This window comes from Amycolatopsis sp. NPDC003731 (genome assembly GCF_053586895.1).
On sequence record NZ_JBSFNC010000092.1, the window covers coordinates 1 to 19,741 of the forward strand.

At 72.5% G+C, this 19,741-nt stretch carries 19 protein-coding genes and 1 pseudogene; 11 read left to right on the forward strand and 9 right to left on the reverse strand.

The window, feature by feature from the left end; genetic code table 11:
* A pseudogene (locus tag ACWDN5_RS30705) lies at positions 1 to 263 on the forward strand (IS110 family transposase); the annotation flags it as partial.
* A gap of 42 nt (positions 264 to 305) precedes the next feature.
* On the opposite strand, the gene ACWDN5_RS30710 reads toward ACWDN5_RS30705, so the two are convergent.
* Positions 306 to 1,487 (reverse strand): CaiB/BaiF CoA transferase family protein, encoded by a 1,182-nt coding sequence (locus ACWDN5_RS30710; protein WP_310973246.1) that lies wholly within the window; start codon positions 1,485 to 1,487, stop codon positions 306 to 308.
* A 172-nt stretch (positions 1,488 to 1,659) separates the two neighbouring features.
* Here ACWDN5_RS30710 and ACWDN5_RS30715 point away from each other — a divergent pair, with 172 nt between their 5' ends.
* On the forward strand, positions 1,660 to 3,579 hold the full coding sequence (locus tag ACWDN5_RS30715) for an NPCBM/NEW2 domain-containing protein (protein WP_449678731.1): 1,920 nt from the start codon (positions 1,660 to 1,662) through the stop codon (positions 3,577 to 3,579).
* Here ACWDN5_RS30715 and ACWDN5_RS30720 read toward each other — a convergent pair.
* Entirely contained in the window at positions 3,569 to 4,555 is a 987-nt protein-coding gene (locus ACWDN5_RS30720) for a DUF5937 family protein (protein WP_449678732.1), read from the reverse strand. The two genes, ACWDN5_RS30715 and ACWDN5_RS30720, sit on opposite strands and share 11 nt — an antisense overlap.
* A gap of 119 nt (positions 4,556 to 4,674) precedes the next feature.
* Between ACWDN5_RS30720 and ACWDN5_RS30725 the strand changes: the two genes are divergently transcribed.
* Positions 4,675 to 4,869 (forward strand): hypothetical protein, encoded by a 195-nt coding sequence (locus ACWDN5_RS30725; RefSeq protein WP_449678733.1) that lies wholly within the window; start codon positions 4,675 to 4,677, stop codon positions 4,867 to 4,869.
* Here the strand turns inward: ACWDN5_RS30725 and ACWDN5_RS30730 are convergent.
* Genes ACWDN5_RS30730 through ACWDN5_RS30755 form a run of 6 tightly spaced genes read right to left on the reverse strand, consistent with a single transcriptional unit; the run spans position 4,844 to position 12,880 of the window.
* Positions 4,844 to 5,536: a GntR family transcriptional regulator gene (locus ACWDN5_RS30730; protein ID WP_449678734.1), complete on the reverse strand. Its 693-nt coding sequence runs from the start codon at positions 5,534 to 5,536 to the stop codon at positions 4,844 to 4,846. The genes ACWDN5_RS30725 and ACWDN5_RS30730 overlap by 26 nt on opposite strands.
* Before the next feature lie 4 nt (positions 5,537 to 5,540).
* On the reverse strand, positions 5,541 to 6,326 hold the full coding sequence (locus ACWDN5_RS30735) for an SDR family NAD(P)-dependent oxidoreductase (RefSeq protein WP_449678735.1): 786 nt from the start codon (positions 6,324 to 6,326) through the stop codon (positions 5,541 to 5,543).
* Between the two features lie 2 nt (positions 6,327 to 6,328).
* Positions 6,329 to 8,029 carry a hydantoinase B/oxoprolinase family protein gene (locus ACWDN5_RS30740; RefSeq protein WP_449678736.1) on the reverse strand — a complete coding sequence of 567 codons (1,701 nt, stop codon included), beginning with the start codon at positions 8,027 to 8,029 and terminating at the stop codon, positions 6,329 to 6,331.
* Positions 8,026 to 10,041 (reverse strand): hydantoinase/oxoprolinase family protein, encoded by a 2,016-nt coding sequence (locus tag ACWDN5_RS30745; protein WP_449678737.1) that lies wholly within the window; start codon positions 10,039 to 10,041, stop codon positions 8,026 to 8,028. Before ACWDN5_RS30745 ends, ACWDN5_RS30740 begins: the two co-directional genes overlap by 4 nt.
* Entirely contained in the window at positions 10,038 to 11,660 is a 1,623-nt protein-coding gene (locus tag ACWDN5_RS30750) for a thiamine pyrophosphate-binding protein (RefSeq protein ID WP_449678738.1), read from the reverse strand. Before ACWDN5_RS30750 ends, ACWDN5_RS30745 begins: the two co-directional genes overlap by 4 nt.
* A gap of 44 nt (positions 11,661 to 11,704) precedes the next feature.
* Positions 11,705 to 12,880, reverse strand: a complete 1,176-nt coding sequence (locus ACWDN5_RS30755; protein WP_449678739.1) for an NAD(P)/FAD-dependent oxidoreductase — start codon at positions 12,878 to 12,880, stop codon at positions 11,705 to 11,707.
* An 80-nt stretch (positions 12,881 to 12,960) separates the two neighbouring features.
* On the opposite strand from ACWDN5_RS30755, the gene ACWDN5_RS30760 reads away from it, so the two are divergent.
* The 8 genes from ACWDN5_RS30760 to ACWDN5_RS30795 all read left to right on the forward strand — a co-directional run bounded on the left by ACWDN5_RS30760 (position 12,961) and on the right by ACWDN5_RS30795 (position 19,299).
* Positions 12,961 to 14,325, forward strand: a complete 1,365-nt coding sequence (locus ACWDN5_RS30760; protein WP_310973260.1) for a WS/DGAT/MGAT family O-acyltransferase — start codon at positions 12,961 to 12,963, stop codon at positions 14,323 to 14,325.
* Positions 14,326 to 14,452: 127 nt separating this feature from the next.
* The gene (gene pqqA, locus ACWDN5_RS30765; RefSeq protein ID WP_043776987.1) at positions 14,453 to 14,539 is read left to right on the forward strand and encodes a pyrroloquinoline quinone precursor peptide PqqA; all 87 of its coding nucleotides are present in this window, start codon (positions 14,453 to 14,455) and stop codon (positions 14,537 to 14,539) included.
* 3 nt (positions 14,540 to 14,542) lie between these two features.
* Entirely contained in the window at positions 14,543 to 15,232 is a 690-nt protein-coding gene (gene pqqC / locus ACWDN5_RS30770; RefSeq protein WP_310973262.1) for a pyrroloquinoline-quinone synthase PqqC, read from the forward strand.
* Positions 15,229 to 15,495, forward strand: a complete 267-nt coding sequence (pqqD, locus tag ACWDN5_RS30775; protein WP_449678740.1) for a pyrroloquinoline quinone biosynthesis peptide chaperone PqqD — start codon at positions 15,229 to 15,231, stop codon at positions 15,493 to 15,495. Before pqqC ends, pqqD begins: the two co-directional genes overlap by 4 nt.
* On the forward strand, positions 15,486 to 16,550 hold the full coding sequence (gene pqqE, locus ACWDN5_RS30780; RefSeq protein WP_449678741.1) for a pyrroloquinoline quinone biosynthesis protein PqqE: 1,065 nt from the start codon (positions 15,486 to 15,488) through the stop codon (positions 16,548 to 16,550). Before pqqD ends, pqqE begins: the two co-directional genes overlap by 10 nt.
* Positions 16,547 to 17,371 (forward strand): pyrroloquinoline quinone biosynthesis protein PqqB, encoded by an 825-nt coding sequence (gene pqqB, locus ACWDN5_RS30785; RefSeq protein WP_449678742.1) that lies wholly within the window; start codon positions 16,547 to 16,549, stop codon positions 17,369 to 17,371. The genes pqqE and pqqB overlap by 4 nt, the downstream gene beginning before the upstream one ends.
* A 44-nt stretch (positions 17,372 to 17,415) precedes the next feature.
* Positions 17,416 to 17,925, forward strand: coding sequence for an ArsR/SmtB family transcription factor (locus tag ACWDN5_RS30790; RefSeq protein WP_310973267.1), 510 nt, complete (start codon positions 17,416 to 17,418; stop codon positions 17,923 to 17,925).
* A 141-nt stretch (positions 17,926 to 18,066) separates the two neighbouring features.
* A complete protein-coding gene (locus ACWDN5_RS30795) occupies positions 18,067 to 19,299 on the forward strand; it encodes an MFS transporter (protein WP_449678743.1) in 1,233 nt (410 codons plus the stop codon).
* On the opposite strand, the gene ACWDN5_RS30800 is transcribed toward ACWDN5_RS30795, so the two are convergent.
* Positions 19,277 to 19,723, reverse strand: coding sequence for a MaoC family dehydratase (locus tag ACWDN5_RS30800; RefSeq protein ID WP_449678753.1), 447 nt, complete (start codon positions 19,721 to 19,723; stop codon positions 19,277 to 19,279). The genes ACWDN5_RS30795 and ACWDN5_RS30800 overlap by 23 nt on opposite strands.
* Positions 19,724 to 19,741 lie beyond the last annotated feature (18 nt).

Genomic DNA, 19,741 nt, shown 5'->3' on the forward strand with positions numbered 1-19,741 from the left:
GACGGGTGCGCGGCAACCTGCACCGCCCGCAGCGCTATCACCGCGGTCTGCGGCGGGTGTTCTACCTGGCCGCCCTGTCGGCGATCAAACGCCCCGACAGCCCATCCCGAACCTTCTACCTGCGCAAACGCCGCGAGGGGAAGCGGCACACCCAAGCCCTGATCGCCCTGGCCCGCCGCCTGGTCGACGTCATCTGGGCCCTGCTGCGCGACGGCCGCGAGTTCCATCCCTCACCACCGGTCACGGCCGCAGCCGCTACTTGACACAGTCATTGAGACTCCTCAGTCCTGCCCCCATCCCTACCATCAGTCCAGGAACTCCGCGATCTCCTCGGGCGAGTACCCCAGCTCGGCCAGCACCTCCCCGGTGTGCTGCCCCAGCGTCGGCGGGGCGGACGTCGGCCGCGCCGGGGTGTCCGACGCCTTCACCGGGAAGCCCGTGCCCACGTACGTCCCCACCGTCGGGTGCGGCAGCCGGACCACCTGTTCGCGCGCGGCCGCCCACGGGTCCGCGTAGACGTCGTCGACCTCGTTGATGGGCGCCGCCGGGATGCCCGCCGCGTCGAACGCCTTCATCCACTCCGCCGCCGTGCGGGTCCGGAGCACCGGCTCCAGCAGCGCGTTCAGCTCGTCGCGGTGGGCGGCGCGAAGAGCGTTCGACGAGAACCGCGGGTCGGCCGCGATGTGCAGGCCGAGCACGTCGCAGAACGCGTGCCACAGCTTCTCGCTGCCGACCGCGATCACCAGCCAGCCGTCGGCGACGTGGTAGCCCTGGTACGGGACGATGCTCGGGTGCGCCGAGCCCATCCGGCGCGGGCGTGGCGCGTCGTAGAACACCGCGCCCGCCGCATACACGTGCCAGGCCAGCTGACTGTCCAATAGGGACACGTCGAGGTACTGACCGCGGCCGGTCGTGTGCCGGGCCTGCAGCGCCATCAGGACGCCGATGATCGCCCACGTCCCCGCGTTCAGGTCCGCCACCGGCAGCCCGACCTTCGCCGGCGCGCCGTCCGGCTCGCCGGTCAGCGACATCACGCCGCCGAGGGCCTGCGCCACCAGGTCGTACCCCGCACGGTCGCGGTACGGCCCGGTCTGACCGAACCCGGTGATCGACACGTGGATCAGCCGCGGGTTGAGCGCGGACAACGTCTCGTACCCGATGCCCCACTTCTCGAGCGTGCCCGGGCGGAAGTTCTCGACCAGGACGTCGGCGTCCGCGACCAGCCGCCGGACTGCTTCGCGGCCGCGGTCGCTCTTGAGGTCGAGCACGATGCCGCGCTTGTTCCGGTTCGCCGCCAGGTAGTAGACGGCCTCGTCGCCGACGAACGGCGGGCCCCAGCCGCGGGTGTCGTCGCCGTGGCCCGGCGGCTCGACCTTCACCACGTCCGCGCCCATCTCGCCGAGGTACTGGGTGCAGTACGGCCCGGCCAGGATGCGGGAGAGGTCGACGACCTTGATCCCGTCCAGCGGTCGAACAGCAGGGGGCATCGATGGCTCCTCGTCTCGGCGTCCGGTCCCTTTCTACCCGGCCGCCCCTCGGGAATTCACCCACCGACCATCGCGGGAGGCCACTCGTCCGGGGGCGGCATTTCTGCCCTGATGCCCGGTTCACCCCCACGTCACCCTGGAGATCTTGTCCGCAGTCCCGGAGAGGGAACCCATGCGACGGTTCGGGGTCCTGCTGCTCACCCTCCTCACCCTCGGCACGGCGATCGCCGCCCCGGCGGCCGCCGAGGAGCCGGTCATCGCCGCGAAGCCGCCGATGGGCATCTCGTGGTCCCGCGGCTGGAACCAGTGCCCGCGGATCGACGACGCCAAGGTCCGCGCGGCGGTCGACACGCTGGTCACCAGCGGCCTGAAGGACGCCGGCTACAGCTACGTCAACATCGCGGGGTGCTGGGCGGCCAAGACGCGCGCGGCCGACGGGAAGCTCCAGCCGGACACCGCCAAGTACCCGGACCTGCCCGGGCTCATCGCCTACGTGCACGCCAACGGCCTCAAGTTCGGCCTGCACAGCGGCACCGGCGCGCTCGTCTGCGGCAGCGCCATGCCCGGCTCCCGCGACCACGAGGAACTGGACGCGCAGACGTTCGCGGCCTGGGGCGTCGACTACCTCGAGTACGACACGTGCGGTGGCGAGAACGGCGTCGCGGCCGCCACCAAGAAGATGAGCGACGCGCTCAAGGCCACCGGACGGCCGATCCTGCTCGCCATGATCGACACGTTCTCGGCGAACTACCGCCAGTGGGAGTGGGCGCCCGGCGCGGGGGCACAGACCTGGCAGCTCACCAGCGACCTCCCGGACAACTTCCCGGCCGCGATGCTGGCCGTGGACAAGCAGATCCCGCTGGCCGGGCACACCGGCCCCGGCGGCTGGAGCGACCCGGGCTACCTCAACTTCAGCATCGTCGACCCCTGGGTGCGGCGCGCGCAGTTCTCGTTGTGGGCGCTGCTGAACGCGCCGCTGATGCCGAACGAGTCGTTCCCGCTGGACACGATCGCCAACCGGGACGTGATCGCGGTCGACCAGGACTGGTCCGGCACGCCGGGACGCAAGGTCCGCGACCTGTCCGACGGCGAGATCTGGGCGAAGCCGATGTCCGACGGCTCGGTCGCGGTGCTGCTGCTCAACCGCGGCCCGGTCGCCCGGACCATCGCGTTCGACCTCGCGGAATCCGGGGTCGCGGCAGCGCCGGTCTACCGGGTCCGCGACCTGTGGACCGGCGCCGAGCTGACCAGCACCGGCACGCTGCGCACGTCCACGCGCGCGAATTCCGGCACCTTCCTCCGCGTGTGGCCCGGTCAGCCGTCCCCCGCCGAACCGCTGGTGACGCTGGGCGTCGAGCTGCCCGAGGGGTTCCTGGCCGGCCAGGCGGTGCCGGGCACCGTGACGCTGACCAACGACGGCGACACCCCGATCACCGACGCGCGGTACACGATCACCGTGCCGTCCGGGTGGGCGCTGGACGGCCCCGCGCAGGTCGACGTCCCGCGGGTCTCCCCCGGCAGCACGGTGACACGCGAAATCACGCTGCGGCCGACCGCGGCACCGGCCGCGAAGGTGCTGGTCGGCGCGAGCGGCGGGTACACGAGCGAGTTCGGCCCGCGGTCCGCGGCGGGCTCCGCCGAGGCACCGCTGGTGACCGCGCCGGGCACCGGGACGACCTACCTCAGCACGCGGCCGTGGCTGTACTCGGAAAACGGGCTCGGCCCGGTGGAACGCGGCAGCGTGGCCAACGGGCGGGCGATGGCCGTCGGCGGCGTGGGCTACCAGCCCAACAGCGGGATCGGCGTGCACGCGCCGTCGGTGATCCGTCTCCACCTGGGCGGGGCGTGCAAGTCGTTCACGACCCAGTACGGCGTCGACGACGCGTCGGGCCCGCAGGCGACGGTGGCGTTCCGCGTGCTGGGCGACGGCCGGGAGCTGTTCGCGACGGGGATCGTCCAGCGCGGCACGAAACCGCAGAAGCTGACAGTCCCGGTCACCGGCGTGCAGCAGCTGGCCATCGCGGTCGACGACGGCGGTGACGGCTCGGCGGACGAGTACGCCGACTGGATCGCCCCGAACGTCAGCTGCTGACGGCTCCCTCGAGCAGCGCGACGGCCTGCGCGGTCCGCCGGTAGAGCACGAACCGCCCGTCCCGGACCTTGGTGACCAGGCCCGCCCGGTGCAACGCGCCGAGGTGGTACGACACCGTGCCCGGGCTGTACCCGGTCCGGGTCGCGAGCTCCGCCGTCGACCGCGCGGGTTCGAGGTCGGCCAGCAGTGCCGCGCGGGCCGCGCCGACGACCGGGGCGATCCGGCCCGGCCGGTGGTCGGCGCCCGTGCCGACGCCGTGCGCCGGGTAGCAGAGGACGACCTGGCCGGGGACGTCGATCTGGATGCTGGTGCCGGGCCAGCTGAGCACGCCGGGCGCGAGGACCAGCTCCCGGCCGGAGATGTCGGCCTCGCCGTCGAACGGCTTGACGACGGTGATCGCGTTTCCGGCCCAGCCGATGGTCGGGTGCAGGCTGCCGAGCACCCCGCCGACGCCGTGGCGGGCGATGGTCTGCGCGCGGTGGGTGATGTCCCGGTCGAGGACCGCCTGCAGACCGGCCCAGTCCTCGGCCAGCGCCTCGCGCCAGAACCGGGCGAGGCCGTTGGCCAGGCGGCGCGGCATCGTCCCCGACTCGACGCTCCGGCGGGCCGTGACCGGCAGCGGTCTGGTCCAGTGGGCCTGCGTGTGGGCCAGCACCTGGGTCTCGACGTCGTCCTGCGCGGTCGCCTCGATCCGGGCGATCTGCTCGTCGAGCAGGTCGCGGTGCCGGGTGGCCGTGCCCGGCTGCGGGGTGAGCAGGTCCGGCGTGTAGACCTCGCCGGGGCGCGGCAGCAGGTCCAGGAGCAGGGCGACGTCGGGGTGGGCGAGCGCCGCGCGGGCGAGCGGGCCGGGATCGCCGAACACCGGGTGCCGCCCCGCGTCGGCGGCGAGCTTCAGCCAGGCGAGGGACTCCGCCGCCAGTGACGGGGAAAACCGTGTCCTGGCCACCGTCTCGGCGTCGACCCGCAGCTTGAACACCTCACCGACGGTAGCAGCGAAAGCGGCGGATTTGAACCGGCTCGAATCCTTTCCGGTCGGAGGTTCCCGCGGGGTTGAGTGGGCTGGTGTGCATCCGACGTGCGGGGACAGTCGCGGCCGTGGCCGCCGTGCTGCTCGCCTCCGCGCCGGCCGCCACGGCCCGCGCCGCCGACGCGCCCGCCCTCGGCTACCGCGCGTGTTCCGTCCTCCGCACGATCGCCTGGTACAGCTGGGTGGCCGGTCCCGACGGCCGGTACCGCCTCGTCACGGTCCGCCGGCCGTACTCGTTCAGCGTGGTGTTCCCGGTGCGCTGAGCTCGAGCAGCCGGGCCTGGGCGTCCCGCAGGTAGCGGTCCAGCGCGGCCTCCGCGGCGTCGAACCGCCCGCCGCGCAGGTCGTGCAGGATCTGCTCGTGGCAGTCCAGGAACGGCTCGTAGAACTCGCGGGTGTTCTCGTTGAGCACGAAGAACAACCGGGTTTCGGCGAGCACCTGCCGCATCGTCGCGGACAGGCGCTCGCTGCCGGCCAGGTCCGCGAGGGCCTGGTGGAAGTGGATACTCGCGGTGCCGACCGCCGGCCAGTCCTCGGCCGCCGCGGCGGTCCGGCCGGCCTGCAGCGCATGCTCGACCGGTGACAGATCCACTGTGGACAGTTCGGCCGCGCGGCGCAGGGCCCCGCATTCGGTCGCGCGGCGCACGACGTAGAGGTCCTCGATGTCCTCTGTGGTCAGCTCGCGCACGAACACGCCGCGGTTCAGCTCGTGCACGGCCAGCCGTTCGTGGGCGAGCAACTGGAAAGACTCGCGCAACGTGTTGCGCGAGACGCCGAGCGCCGAGCTGATCACCGGCTCGGACAGCCGTTCACCGGGGGCGAAGACGCCGTCGGTGATGTACTGGCGCAGGATCGCCGCGACCCGCTCGGCCGTGCCGCTGCGCTCGAGCAGGTGCCGCGCGCTCTCCAGCCCCGAGGCATCGACGGTCACGGCACTACCTGACGCCGAGTTCGAAATCGAGGCTGTACCGGTTGCCCGGCATCGCCCCCGCGGCCTTCGCGCCGTCGATCGGCAGCACGACGCCGTTGACGAACCGGGACTCGTCGCTCGCCAGGAACACCACGGCCTTCGCGACCTCCCAGGCCTCGCCGACGCGGGCCGCGGGCGTGCTCGCGACCAGCTGGTGCTGCTTGGTCTCGAACTCCTCCGGCGAGTTGAGCGTGCTGCGCAGCATGTCGGTGTCGATCGCGCCCGGGTTGACCGTGTTGGCCCGGATGCCCTGGTGCGCGTGGGCGACGGCGATGGACTTGGTCAGCCCGACCAGCGCGTGCTTGGTGGCGTTGTACACCGGGTCGCCGGGGCGGCCCATCACACCGCCGTTCGACGACGTCGTGATGATGCTGCCGGCCTTCTGCTCGATCATGTGCGGCAGCACGGCCCGGGTGCCGAGGAAGGCTGCGCGGACGTTGAGCGCGAAGATGTGGTCGAAATCGGCGAGCGTGGTGTCCACCAGGGACTTGCCGAGGTGGATGCCGACGTTGTTGAACAGCACGTCGATGCGGCCGGCCTCGGCGAGCACGCCGTCGACGAACGCCGCCACCGCGGCCTCGTCGGTGGCGTCCACTATGGAATGGCGGTGGCCGTCGAGTGCTTCCGCGGGCTCGCGGATGTCGGACGCGAAGACCGTCGCCCCCTCGGCGAGGAACTCCTTCACCGTGGCGAGGCCGATGCCCCGCGCGCCGCCGAAGACCACCGCAACCTTGCCGGCCAACCGACCCATGCTCACTGCCCTGCTCTCAGTCGTGCTGTCTGCTCTTCGTCCACCACGTAGTCCCCGGGCAGCCGGACCAGCGCGTCCGGGTCCCCGAGGTACCGCACCTCGACGCCGTACACCGCACGCGCCGCCGCCACCGAGACGTACCCCTCGACGACGTCGGCGAGCACCGCCGCCGCCGGCCGCTCGGCCGGCCGCCCGTACCCGCCACCGCCGGGCAGCGTGACGTCCACCACGGACTCCGTCGTCAGCGGCACCCGGCTCTTCGCGGGCAGGTCCCGGCCACCGTGCAGGCCGAAGCGACCGGGCGCGCCGGGTTTCCCACCGGCCACCCCGGACGCCGCGGCCCGCACCCGGTCGACGTTCCCGTTGACGCTCCAGGAAGTCACGCCGAGTGCGCCCATCGTGGTCACCTGTCCGAGTCCGCCGCGGAACCGGCCGGCGCCGCCGGAGTCCACGCGTAGCTCGCGCGCGTGCTGGACCAGCGGCGCCATGGTCTCGATGACCTCGGTCGGCGTCGACCGCAGGCCGCTCGGGAAGCCGGTGGTGGACAGGCCGTCCTTGTCCGCCCGCGCGCCCATCCCGCCGGTCTGGAAGACGTTCAGCATGAAGCCCGGCCCGCGCCAGATGGTCATCCACAGCGCGTCCGCGCTCGGCGCGAGCGCCGTGCCGGGCAGCGCGCCGATCAGCAGCGACGGCAGGAAGTGCCCGATCAGGTGCCGGGACGCGACCGGGGCCGGCGGGAGGCAGTTCAGCACCGAGCCTTCGGGCGCGGTGACGTGCACCGGCCGGAACGACCCGGCGTTGTGCGGCACCTCGGGCGAGATCGCCGCCTTGACCGCGAACGACGCGTACGCCCGCGTGTAGTTCAGGACGACGTTGATCCCGCGTCGGCTCTGCGGCGAGGACCCCGCGAAGTCGAGGTGGATTTCGTCGCCGTCCACAGTGGCCGTGACGCGCAGGACGATCTCTTCGTCGTCGAAGCCGTCGGTGACGATCTCGTTGGTGTACGCGCCGTCGGGCAGGTCCCGCAGCGCGTCGCGCAACGCCCGCTCCGAGCGGTCCATGATCTCGGCGGCGACCTCGTCCAGGCTGTCGAGGCCGAGCTCGGCCAGCAGCCGCAGCAGGCTCGCCGCGCCGACCTCGTTGCCGGTGACCTGCGCGTACAGGTCGCCGATGGTCTCCTCCGGCGTCCGGACGTTGGCCCGGATCAGCCGTTCCAGGTCGGTGTTGACCTCGCCCGCGCGGAGGAACTTCAGGATCGGCAGGCGCAGGCCCTCTTCGAAGACCTCGTGGGCCTCGGCGGACACCAGCCGCCCGCCGATGTCCGGCGCGTGGCAGCAGGAGGCGAACCACGCGACCAGCCGGCCGTTCCGGAACACCGGCGTCGCCACCGTGATGTCGTTGATCTGGCCGGCGGTCTGCCACGGGTCGTTGGTGAGCAGCACGTCCCCGGGTTCGAGGGTCTCCGGCGGGTACGCCGCGACGAAGTGGTGCATGCCGGTCGCCATTGCGTTGATGTGTCCCGGCGTGCCGCCGACGGACTGCCCGATCATCTCGCCACGCGAGTCGAACACCGCGCAGGCCAGGTCGAGCGACTCGCGCACGACCGCGGAGAAGGCCGTGTTGACCAGCGCGTTCTGTTGCTCGGCGAGGATCGAGTGCAGCCGGTGGCCGAACAACCCGACGACGATGGGGTCGACGCTCACACCGTCACCTCCAGAGCGCCGTCGGCCCGGACGACGCAGGACGCGCCCGGCGGGACGACCACAGTGGACTCGCGTTCCTCCACGATGGCCGGCCCGTCGACCCGCGCGCCGGGTTCGAGCCGGTACCGGTCGAACACGGCCGTGTCGACAAATCCACCGGCCGCCGGGAACCAGGCCGGCCGGCTGCCCTTCCGGGCCTCGCCGGAAGCCGCCTCGAGCCGCAGGGTGACCTCCGGCGCGGGACCGCTCGACACGACCCGCCAGTTCAGCACCTCGACGCCGACCTCGGGCCCGGTCCGCCGGTAGAGCGCGCGATAGGTGCTGGTGAACTCCTCGATCAGGGTCCCGGGCCAGGGGCCGTCGTGGACCGGGACGCGGATCTCGTAGCCCTGCCCGGCGTACCGCATCTCGGCGACGCGCCGGTGCGTCACCTCGTCCACTCCGGACTTGGCGAGCAGCGCCGCGCCCTCGGCTTCCATCTCGGCGAACAGCGCGTCGACCTGGTCCCACGTCAGGTCGTGGACGGCCGCGCGGGCCGACCGCACGAAGTCGAACGCCAGCGGTGCGGTGAGGAACCCGGCCGCGCTCAGCACCCCGGCCGCGGGTGGCGCGACGACCGAAGGCGCGCCGAGGGCCCGCGCGACGCCGACGCCGTGCACCGGACCCGCCCCGCCGAAGGTGTACATCGGCAGCTTCGCCGGGTCGTGCCCGCGCTCGACGGCGTGCACCCGCGCCGCGTTGGCCATGTCTTCGTTGACGCTCGTGTGGATGCCCCAGGCGGCCTCTTCGACGCTCACCCCGAGCGGATCGGCGATCTTCCTCCGGAGCACTGCTCTCGCGGCCTCGGCGTCCAGGCGCATGCCGCCGCCGAGGAAGTAGCCCGGATCGAGGTAGCCGAGCACGAGGTCGGCGTCGGTGACCGTGGGCTCGGTGCCGCCGCGGTCGTAGCAGACCGGGCCTGGCTCGGAGCCCGCCGAGTCGGGGCCGACGGTGAGCAGGCCAAGCGCGTCGATCCGGGCGATCGAGCCGCCGCCGACGCCGATCTCGATCATGTCCGTGACCGGCACCCGCACCGGCAGCCCGGAGCCGGGCAGCAGCCGGTACTTGCGGTCCACTTCGAACTGGTGCGTCACCAGCGGCGTGCCGCCGGCGATCAGGCACAGCTTGGCCGTGGTGCCGCCCATGTCGAAGGCCAGCAGGTCCTCCGGCCCGATCGCCGCGGCCGCGAGCGCCCCGCCCGCCGGGCCGGACTCGAGGATCCGGATCGGGTGCCGGGCCGCGGTGTCCACAGTGGCCAGTCCGCCGTTGGACAGCATGATGTGCGGCGCGCGGGTGATCCCCAGCCGGCGCAGCCGCTGTTCGAGGTCGCGCAGGTACCGCTCGGTGAGGTCCTGGACGTAGACGTTGGCGACCGTCGTCGAGGCCCGCTCGAACTCGCGGATCTCGGGGACGACGTCGGAGGACAGCGCCACCCGCAGCGAGGGCGCGACCTCGGCCAGGAGCTCCGCGGTCCGGCGTTCGTGCGCCGGGTTCGTGAAGGCGTGCAGGAAGCAGACGGCGACGGCCTCGATCCCGCGGTCCGCCAGTTCCCGGCCCAGCCGCGTGACGTACTGCTCGTCGAGTCCGGTGTGGACGGACCCGTCCGCGAGGACCCTCTCCGGGACGTCGAACCGCAGGTGCCGGGGCACGAGCGGCGCCGGCAGTTCCAGGTGCAGGTCGTAGAGCTCGTACCGGTGCTCACGGCGCATCTCGAGGACGTCCCGGAACCCGGCGGTGGCCAGCAACGCCGTCCGCGAGCCCGTGCGCTCGATCAGGGCGTTCGTCACCAGCGTCGTCCCGTGCACCACCTGCTCGACGGCGCCGAGGTCCGGCAGCAGCGCGGCCAAGCCCTCCTCGACCGCACGGGCCGGCTCGTCGTGCGTGGTCAGGACCTTGCCGACCGCGACAATGCCGGTCTCGTCCACCGCGCAGAGGTCGGTGAACGTGCCGCCGATGTCGACGCCGATCCTCATGTCCGGTACCACCGCGGCGAGGTGTTCAGCGGCGGCTTCAGCTTGGCCTTCACGACCAGCACGTTCGGCTCGTCCGACTCGACGAACTCGCCGAGCAGCCGCCGGAACGCCCGCCCGAAGCCGGAGACGCGGTCGGCGTGCACCCCGAACGACCGGGCCAGGCCGACGAAGTCCGGGCTGTCCCAGTCGACCCCGCGGTGCGGCAGGCCCTCGCGGTCCTGGTCGTAGCGGAGCATGCCGTACCCGCCGTCGTCGACCAGGACGACGGTGACCGGCAGCTGCTCCTGCGCGAGCGTCGCCAGGTCGCCGCAGCCGTAGAGGAACCCGCCGTCGCCGGTGATGCAGATGGCGCGCCCGGTGCCGGCCGCGGCCGCGCCGAGCGAGGCCGGGAAGCCGTAGCCGAGGGTGCCCCAGCCCATCGGGTAGGCGAGCTTGCGCGGCGCCCGCACCCGGTGGAAGCCGCCGACCCAGTACCCGGCCACGCACATGTCCGAGACCAGCACCGCGTCCGTCGGCAGCACCTCGTCCAAAGTGGACAGGAAGTCGTAGGCCTGGGGTTCCTCGTCGCGGATGCGCTGACGCACCCGGCGGCCGATCCCCGCCAGCCGCAGCGTGATGTCGTCGAGCCCGTCCCGCTGCTTCGGCAGCAGGCGCTCGACGATCGAGCGCGCGTCCCCGACCAGCGTCAGGTCGGGCGGGTAGTTCTTGGCGGCGTCGTCGGCGTCGACGTTGACCGCGATGAGCTTCGGCGGCTTGGGCATCCGCCAGTTCTGCGTCATCAGGCCGTCGAAGTCGGTGCCGATGGCCAGCACGACGTCGGCTTCGTCCCACAGCTCGCCGACCTCCGGCGTGTGCACCGGGTTCGGCGCCAGGCACGGGTGGTCGAGCGGGAGCAGCCCGCGGGCGGCGAACGTGGTGATCACCGGCGCGGCGAGCTTCTCGGCGAGGGCACCGATCGCCTCGCCCGCGCCCGACCGCAGCGCACCACCGCCGGCCCAGATCAGCGGGTGCCGCGCGTCGGACAGCATCGCCTCGGCCCGCGCGAGGTCGGGCACGTCGACGTCGGGCTTGCGGTGCGGGGCGGGCGGACGCCGGTGCGGCACCTGTTCGCGCAGGTAGTCGGTGGGCACGCCGAGGTAGACCGGGCCGCTCTGCGGCAGCTGCGCGAGCCGGGCGGCGCGGTGCACGGTGGTGCCGATCTGGTCGGGGGCCCGCACGGTGAAGCCGCCCTTGGTCACCGGCGCGAACATCGCCTGCTGGTCGGACGTCTCGTGCAGCACGCCGCGGACGACGCCGGGGCGCCGCAGCGTCGAGGGGATGTCGGTGGCGATGACCAGCACCGGGGCCGCGGACGCCATGGCCTCGCCGACCGCGCCGAGCGTGTTCGCCGCGCCCGGACCGGTGGTGACCAGCGCGACGCCGAGCTTGCCGGTGGCGCGGGCGTAGCCGTCGGCGGCGTACCCGGCGGTCTGTTCGTGGCGAACGCCGACGAGCTTGATGCGGGTTTCACCGAGGGCTTCCCACAGTGGCAGGTTGTGCACCCCCGGAAGGCCGAAGACGATCTCCGTTCCGAGCGCTTCCAGCGCGTCCACCAGCTCCCGAGCACCACTCACAGCCACGGGCCGGATACTGCCAGATCGTTCAACGATCTGGCAATCTGCCCCTAGACGATGTTGTGCTCGGCGCTCGCCGACCCCGCGGCGAACCGGCGGACGTCGAGCCCGGCGATGTCCACCGAGGGCCGTCGCCGCAGGTAGAGGTCCCGGATCAGCTCCCCGGTGGCCGGGCCCATCTGGAAGCCGTGGCCCGAGAAACCGGTCGCGTAGAAGAACCGCGACAGCAGGACGCTTTCCCCGATGATCTGGTTGCGGTCCGGCGTCGTTTCGTACAGCCCGGCCCAGGCGGTCCGGATGCCGGCGTCGAGCACGGCGGGGAGCCGGCGGCCCGCGAGCTCGGCCAGCCGCGGCAGCCACTCGCCCGGCTCGTACCGCGTGTCGAAGCCTGGGACCCCGTCGCCGTCGGAGAACGACATCGCCAAGCCGGGCCCCTCGCGGTGGAAGTAGAAGGCCGACGGCATCTCGATGGTGAGCGGAACCGCTTCCGGCAGCCCGGGCACCGGCCCGGTGAACACGACCTGCCTGCGGTACGGGCGCACCGGCAGGTCCAGCCCGGCCAGCTCGCCGATCCGGCCCGACCACGCGCCGGCCGCGCACACCACCGCGCCGGTCCGGACGAACCCGGCCGTCGTGACGACGCCGGTCAGGACGTCGCCGTCGCGTTCGATCCCGGTGACCTCGACGCCGGTCCGCAGCTTCGCGCCGCGCGCGCGGGCCGCCTTCGCGTAACCCTGGACGACCGCGTCCGGCGTCGCCTTGGCGTCGTCCGGCGACCAGAGGGCGGCCACGACGCCGTCGGTCGCCACCGGCGGGAGCACCTTCTTCGCTTCCGCCGGGTCGAGCAGGTGGCTGCGGACGCCGTGCTCGCGCTGGAGCTCGGCGCAGCGCTCGAACGCGGGGACGTCGGCCGGGTCGGTGACGAGGTAGAGGTAGCCGTCGCGGCGGAAGTCGATCTCGGTGCCGAAGTCGCTCCGGAAAGCGCTGTACGCGGCGAGCCCGCGCAGCCCGAGCTCGACGTTGACCCGGCTGGTGAACGACGACCGGATGCCGCCCGCGGCCTTCGCCGTCGAGCCGCCGCCCAGCTCGCCGCGCTCGAGGAGCAGCACGTCCACGCCGGCTTCGGCGAGCCGGAACGCGCAGCTGACGCCGATCACGCCACCGCCGATCACGACGCACTCGGCCATCGGTGGCAACGACGTTTCCCCTGTGCCGCGGCCGGTCATACTCGCCAATGTAGAACGTGATCCACCGGCGGCCGCCGAGCGCGTAGAGTCGGCGTGCCGAGCTCGAGAGGTGATGTCCCATGGCGATGATGCCCGTGACCGATTCGATGTTCCTCCTCGTCGAAACGCGCGAGCATCCGATGCACGTGGGCGGTCTGCAGCTGTTCAAGAAACCCGATGGCGCGGGCGACGAGTACCTGCGCGACATCCGCAGCAGCCTCCTCGAATCGGACAACATGCGCTCGGTCTTCCGGCGCCGCCCGGCCCGGCCGGTCAACACGATGGGGCACGTGGCTTGGGCCAACGACGCCGAGCTCGAGCTCGACTACCACTTCCGGCACTCGGCGCTGCCGCGGCCGGGCCGCGTCCGCGAGCTGCTGGAGCTGACCGGCCGCTGGCACAGCACCCTGCTCGACCGGCACCGCCCGCTCTGGGAGACCCACCTCATCGAGGGGCTCGACGACGGCCGGTTCGCCGTCTACACGAAGGTCCACCACGCGCTGATGGACGGCGTCTCGGCGCTGCGCCAGCTGCAGGGCACGCTCTCGGACGACCCGGCCGACATGGACTGCCCTCCGTGGTGGGGCTCCCGGCGCAAGCCGGGCTCGGCCGGCGAGAAGCGCCCGCGGTCGCTGCTCGGGACGGCGCGGAAGACGGCCAACCAGCTCGCGAGCCTGGCGCCGGCCGCGATGAAGGTCGCGCGCGAGGCATTCGGCGAGCACACGCTGACGCTGCCGGGACAGGCGCCGAAGACGATGCTCAACGTGCCGATCGGCGGCGCGCGGCGGTTCGCGGCGCAGAAGTGGTCGCTGGACCGCGTGCGCCAGGTGGCGACCGCGGCCGGGGTGTCGCGCAACGACGTCGTGCTCGCGATGTGCTCGGGCGCACTGCGGGACTACCTCATCGAGCAGCGCGCGTTGCCGGACGCGCCGCTGATCGCGATGGTGCCGGTGTCGCTGCGCCGCCAGAACGACCCCGGCGAGGCCGCGGGCAACAACATCGGCGCGCTGCTCTGCAACCTGGCCACCGACCTGCCGGACGCGGGCAAGCGGCTCGTCACGATCCACCAGTCGATGCGCAACGGCAAGCGGTTGTTCTCGGAGCTGACGCCGCTGCAGACGCTGCTGCTCTCGGCGGTGAACGTCGCGCAGCTCGGCGTCTCGCCGATCCCGGGCGTCGTCAAGAACACGCGGCCGCCGTTCAACCTGGTGATCTCGAACGTGCCCGGCCCGCGCAAGCAGATGTACTGGAACGGCGCCCAGCTCGACGGCATCTACCCGGCGTCGGTGCTGCTCGACGGCCAGGCCGTGAACATCACCCTGACGAGCAACGGCGACCACCTCGACTTCGGCATCACCGGCTGCCGCCGCAGCGTCCCGCACCTGCAGCGGATCCTGACCCACCTCGACACGGCCTTGGTGGAACTCGAAGCTGCGGTAAGGTAGCCCGCTCATCGGAACGCTTGCTCCCCCATCGGAAGGAAACTTTCCGAAAGCGGGGCGAAAAGGCTCGTCAGGCGGCTCTTCCCGCTCCTAGGGTGGCGACGATCACCCCCGCAGAGAGGAGCAGGACATGACCGAGGAGTGGACGACCCCGGACTTCGTCGAGTACGAAACCCCGATGGAGGTCACCGCCTACGCGGCCCGCATGGCGGACTGACCGATGCCGGTCGAGCCACTCCCGGAAAGCGCATTCATCGACGCGCTGCGCGGCCTTTCCGGCCGGTACTGGGGAACGCACCCGTTCCACCGCCGGCTGCACGCGGGCGAGCTCGACGAGCGCGCGCTGCGGATCTGGGCGGCGAACCGCTGGTACTACCAGTGCGTGCTGCCGCAGAAGGACGCGGCGATCATCAGCAACTGCCCGGTGCCGGAGATCCGCCGCCAGTGGCTCGACCGGATCGTCTACCACGACGGCGTGAGCGCCGGCACCGGCGGGATCGACCGCTGGCTGCGGCTCTGCACGGCCGTCGGCCTGGACCGCGACGAAGTTCTCGATGAACGGCACGTCGCTCCCGGCGTCCGGTTCGCCGTGGACGCCTACGTCACCTTCGCGCGGACGAAGCCGTGGTGGGAGGCCGTCGCATCGGGACTGACCGAGATGTTCGCCGGGCACCTGATGCAGCAGCGGGTGGCGGACATGCTCGCCAACTACGCGTGGATCGCCCGCGACGACCTCGCGTACTTCACCAACCGGATCGACAAGGTCGCCGGCGAAGGCAAGGACACACTCGACATCGTGGTCCGCCACTGCGTCACGCGCGAACAGCAGGACCGCGCGATCGCCGCGCTGTCGTTCAAGTGCGACGTCCTGTGGTCGATGCTCGACGCGATCGAACGGGCGGCCGCGTGATCACCGCCGATTCGGTTCCCCAGCTGCGCCGGGGTGTGCGGCTGTCCTTCGACCACGTCCGGGAGACGCACGTGCTGCTGTTCCCCGAGGGCGTCCTGGTGCCGAACGCCACGGCGGCCGCGGTCCTCGAGCTCTGCGACGGCGCCCGGTCCGTCAGCGAGATCACGACGGCGCTTTCCGGGCGTTACTCCGGTGTCGTCGCGCAGGACGTCCTTTCCGTGCTGACCCGGCTGGGCGAACGGCGGGTCGTGGCATGGACGTGAGCCCGCCGCTGGGCCTGCTGGCCGAGCTGACCCACCGGTGTCCGCTGCACTGTCCTTATTGCTCGAACCCGGTCGAGCTGACGGCCCGCGCCCGTGAGATGTCCACTGAGGACTGGCTGTCGGTGCTGTCGCAGGCGCGGGAACTCGGTGTCCTGCAGGTGCACCTGTCCGGCGGCGAGCCGTTGCTCCGGCCGGACCTGCCCGCGCTGGTCGCCCACGCGCACGGGCTCGGCTGCTACGTCAACCTGGTCACGTCGGGGCTCGGCCTGACGTCTTCGCGGCTCGACGACCTCGTTGCGCGCGGGCTGGCCCACGTCCAGCTGTCGGCGCAGGGCGCGACCCGGGAGCGGGCCGACCGGTTGGCCGGCGCGAAGGCGCACGACCGGAAACTGTCGGCGGCCGAGCTGGTGAAGGCGGCCGGGCTGCCACTGTCGCTGAACGTGGTGCTGCACCGGCAGAACCACGACCAGCTGGCCGGGATCATCGAGCTGGCCGAGCGGATGGGCGCGGACCGGCTGGAACTGGCGAACACGCAGTACTACGGCTGGGCGTTGCGCAACCGGGACGCGCTGATGCCGACGGCCGCCCAGCTGGCGGCCGCCGAGCCGGTGGTGCGCGCGGCCATCGACCGCCTGCGGGGCACGATGGAGATCGTCTACGTCGTCGCCGACTACCACGAGCCGTACCCGAAGCCGTGCATGTACGGCTGGGGTGCGCGGCAGCTGACGGTGGCGCCGGACGGGACGGTGCTGCCGTGCCCGGCGGCGTCGGCGATCTCGACGCTCTCGCTGTCGTCCGTGCGGGACACGCCGCTGGCCGAGATCTGGTACCGCTCGTCGTCGTTCAACGCCTACCGCGGCGAGGAGTGGATGAGCGAGCCGTGCCGCACGTGCGACCGCCGGGGCGTCGACTTCGGCGGCTGCCGCTGCCAGGCGTTCCTGCTCACCGGCGACGCGGCGGCGACGGACCCGGTGTGCTCGCGGTCGCCTCAGCGCGGCGTGGTCGACCTGGTCCTGTCCCGGCCCGCGGTTCCCGACCTGGTCATGCGCCGGTGAAGGTGATCCTCCTCGGCACCGCGGCCGGCGGCGGGTGTCCACAGTGGAACTGCGCGTGCCGGCTCTGTGTTTCGGGGTTGCCGCCACGCACGCAGGACTGCGTGGCGATCAGCGCGGACGGCGCCGGCTGGTACCTGCTGAACTGTTCGCCGGACATCCGGGCGCAGCTCCTCGGCACGCCGGAGCTGCGGGCCGGGCCGGGGCCGCGCGAGATCCCGCTGCGCGGGGTGCTGCTGACGGACGCCGAACTCGACCACTGCCTGGGCTTGCTGATGTTGCGTGAGTCCGGCGGGCTGCCGGTGTGGGCGCCGCCGGCGGTGCTGTCCGCGCTGTCGCCGTTGTTTTCTATTGTGGACGGTTACGGTCGCTGGCCCCGGTCGTCCTCGGTGGACATCCCGGGCTTGCGGGTCGAGGTGCTGCCGGTGAGCGACAAGCGGCCGAAGTACGCTTCGGCTGCCGACGGCCCCTGGGTGGTCGCGTACCGGATCTCGGACCCGGCGACCGGCGGCGGGCTGGTGTACGCGCCGTGCCTGCGCAGCTGGCCCCCGGGGTTCGACGAGTTCGTCGCCGGTGCTTCGCTCGTGCTGCTGGACGGAACGTTCTACGCGCCGGACGAGATGGCCGGCGTGGGCGGGCCGGACCAGCTCGCGATGGGCCACCTGCCGATCACGGCGAGCCTGCCCCGGATGACCGGGCGGCCGTGGGCGTTCACCCACCTGAACAACACGAACCCGGCACTGGACCCGGCATCCCCTGAGCACGCGGCCGTGCTGGCCGCCGGCGCTTCCTTGCCTCCGGACGGCGCTCGGTTCTCGTTCTGAGCGACCCCCAAATAAGTGTTTGACAGTCATGGTTGACTGGGGACATGCCCCACGACCACCTCCGGGTGCTGGCCCACCCGCTGCGCCTGCGCATCCTGTCGCTGCTGACGGGCACGGCCCTGAGCGCGGCGGAGGCGGCCCGCGAGCTGGGCGAGACGCAGGCGAACGTGAGCTACCACGTCCGCCGGCTGCACGACGCGGGCCTGCTGGAGGTGGCGGAGGAAGTCCACATCCGCGGCGGCCGCGCCAAGCGCTACCGCCACCAGCCGGACTCGGGCAAGCGCTTGACGACCCGCTCGCCGGGCGAGGAGAAGCTCCTGACGAAGGCGATCGCGAACGAGCTGCTGAGGCGCTCTTCCGACCGGGCGGCGGAGCGTCCGGCGTCCCTGACGGACGCGGAGCTGTGGGTGGACCCGGAGTTGTGGGCCCGCCTGCTCGAGAAGGCGACGGCGCTGAGCGAGGAACTGCACGCGGCAGCCCGGCCCCCGAGGACCCCGGGGACGGTGAGGGTCAGCGCGAGCGTGGCGCTGTTCGAGCTGGAGCCGCTGTCGTGAGCGCGCGCAACCGGCGTACCCGCCCCCTCGGAGCCGCTGTCGTGAGCGCCCCGCGCCGAACCCGCGTCCCCGCCCCCTCGGAGCCCCTGCCGTGAGCGCCCCGCCCCGAACCCGCGTACCCGCCCCCTCGGAGCCCCTGTCATGAGCGCCCCACTGCTCGCCCCGCTGCGGGAAGCCCGGTTCCGCGCCCTCGTCACCGGCCGGAGCCTGGCCGACTTCGGGAACGCCATCGCCCCCTTCGCCCTGGCCTTCGCCGTGGTGGATCTCACCGGGTCCGCCGTCGACCTCGGGATCGTCGTCGGGGCCCGGTCGATCGCGAACGTTCTCCTGCTGCTCTTCGGCGGCCTGCTGGCCGACCGGCTGCCGCGGTCCGTCATCCTGCAGGGCACCGAAACCGCCGCCGCGCTCACGCAGGCCGCCATCGCCGCGAGTGTCCTCTGTGGATTCGCCTCCATCCCGTTGCTGGCCGGGCTCGGGCTCGTCAACGGGGCTGTCTCGGCCATTTCCCTGCCCGCGGCCGCGTCGCTCACGCCGTTGACCGTGCCGTCCACCCTGCTCACCCAGGCGAACGCCCTGGTCCGCCTGCTCTCCAACACCGGCCGCATCGCCGGGGCCGGGCTGGCCGGCGTGCTCGTCGCCTTCGCCGGTTCCGGGTGGGCGCTCGCCGGGAACTCCCTGCTCTTCCTCGCCGCCGCGCTGGCGTACCGGCGGATCCGGCTGCCGCGCGGTGAACGCGTGCCCGGCAGCCGTCCGCTCGCCGAGCTGGCCGAAGGCTGGCGGGAGTTCCGCGCCCGGGCGTGGGTGTGGCTGGTGGTGCTGCAGTTCATGATCGTCAACGCCGTGACCGCGGGCGCGCTGCTGGTGATCGGCCCGCTCGTCGCCGACGACACCTTCGGCCGCACCGGCTGGGGCTTCGCGCTGGCCGTGCAGACCGCCGGGTCGCTGCTCGGCGGCATCCTCGCCGCCCACTGGCAACCGCGGCGGATGCTGTTCGCCGGCGTCGCGCTGGTCTTGGTCGACGCGCTGCCGATGCTGGTCCTCGGGCAGACGCCGTACCTGCTGCCGCTGCTGGCCGCGATGTTCCTCTCCGGCATCGCGATCGAACAGTTCTCCGTCGCCTGGGACGTGTCGCTGCAGGAGAACATCCCGCCGGACAAGCTCGCCCGCGTCTACTCCTACGACATGCTCGGCTCGTGCATCGCGATGCCGCTCGGCCAGATCAGCGTGGGCCCGCTCGCCGAACACGCCGGCCGGTCGGCGACGCTGCTGGGTGGCGCGGCCCTGGTCGTCGGCGCCACCGCGCTCGTGCTGTGCAGTTCGCAGGTGCGGGGGCTCGTCCGCCGGGCGCCGGTCAGCCCGGTCGCACCAGAATGAAGTTCAGCAGGTTCGCACTGAACACGACCTCATCGCCCGTGTCGACGAACTCGACGCGCGTGCGCACCAGCCCCCGGTCGGGTTTCGAACGGGACCGCCGTGCTTCGGTCACGGTGGCCCGCAGCCGCAGCACGGCGCCCGGCCGCACCGGGCGAGGCCAGCGCAGCTCGTCCACCCCCGGGCTACCCAGACTGGACACAGTGGACAGGTACTGTTCGGTGTACAACCGCATCATCAGGCTCGCGGTGTGCCAGCCGCTGGCGATCAGCCCGCCGAACGGACCGGCGGCGGCCGCGGCCGGGTCGACGTGGAAGTCCTGCGGGTCGTAGCGCCGGGCGAACTCGACGATCTCGGCTTCGGTCACCGCGACGCTCCCGCAGTCGTAGGTGACGCCCGGCACGTAGTCCTCGAAATAGCGATCCATCACGGCCGCAGGGTGCCA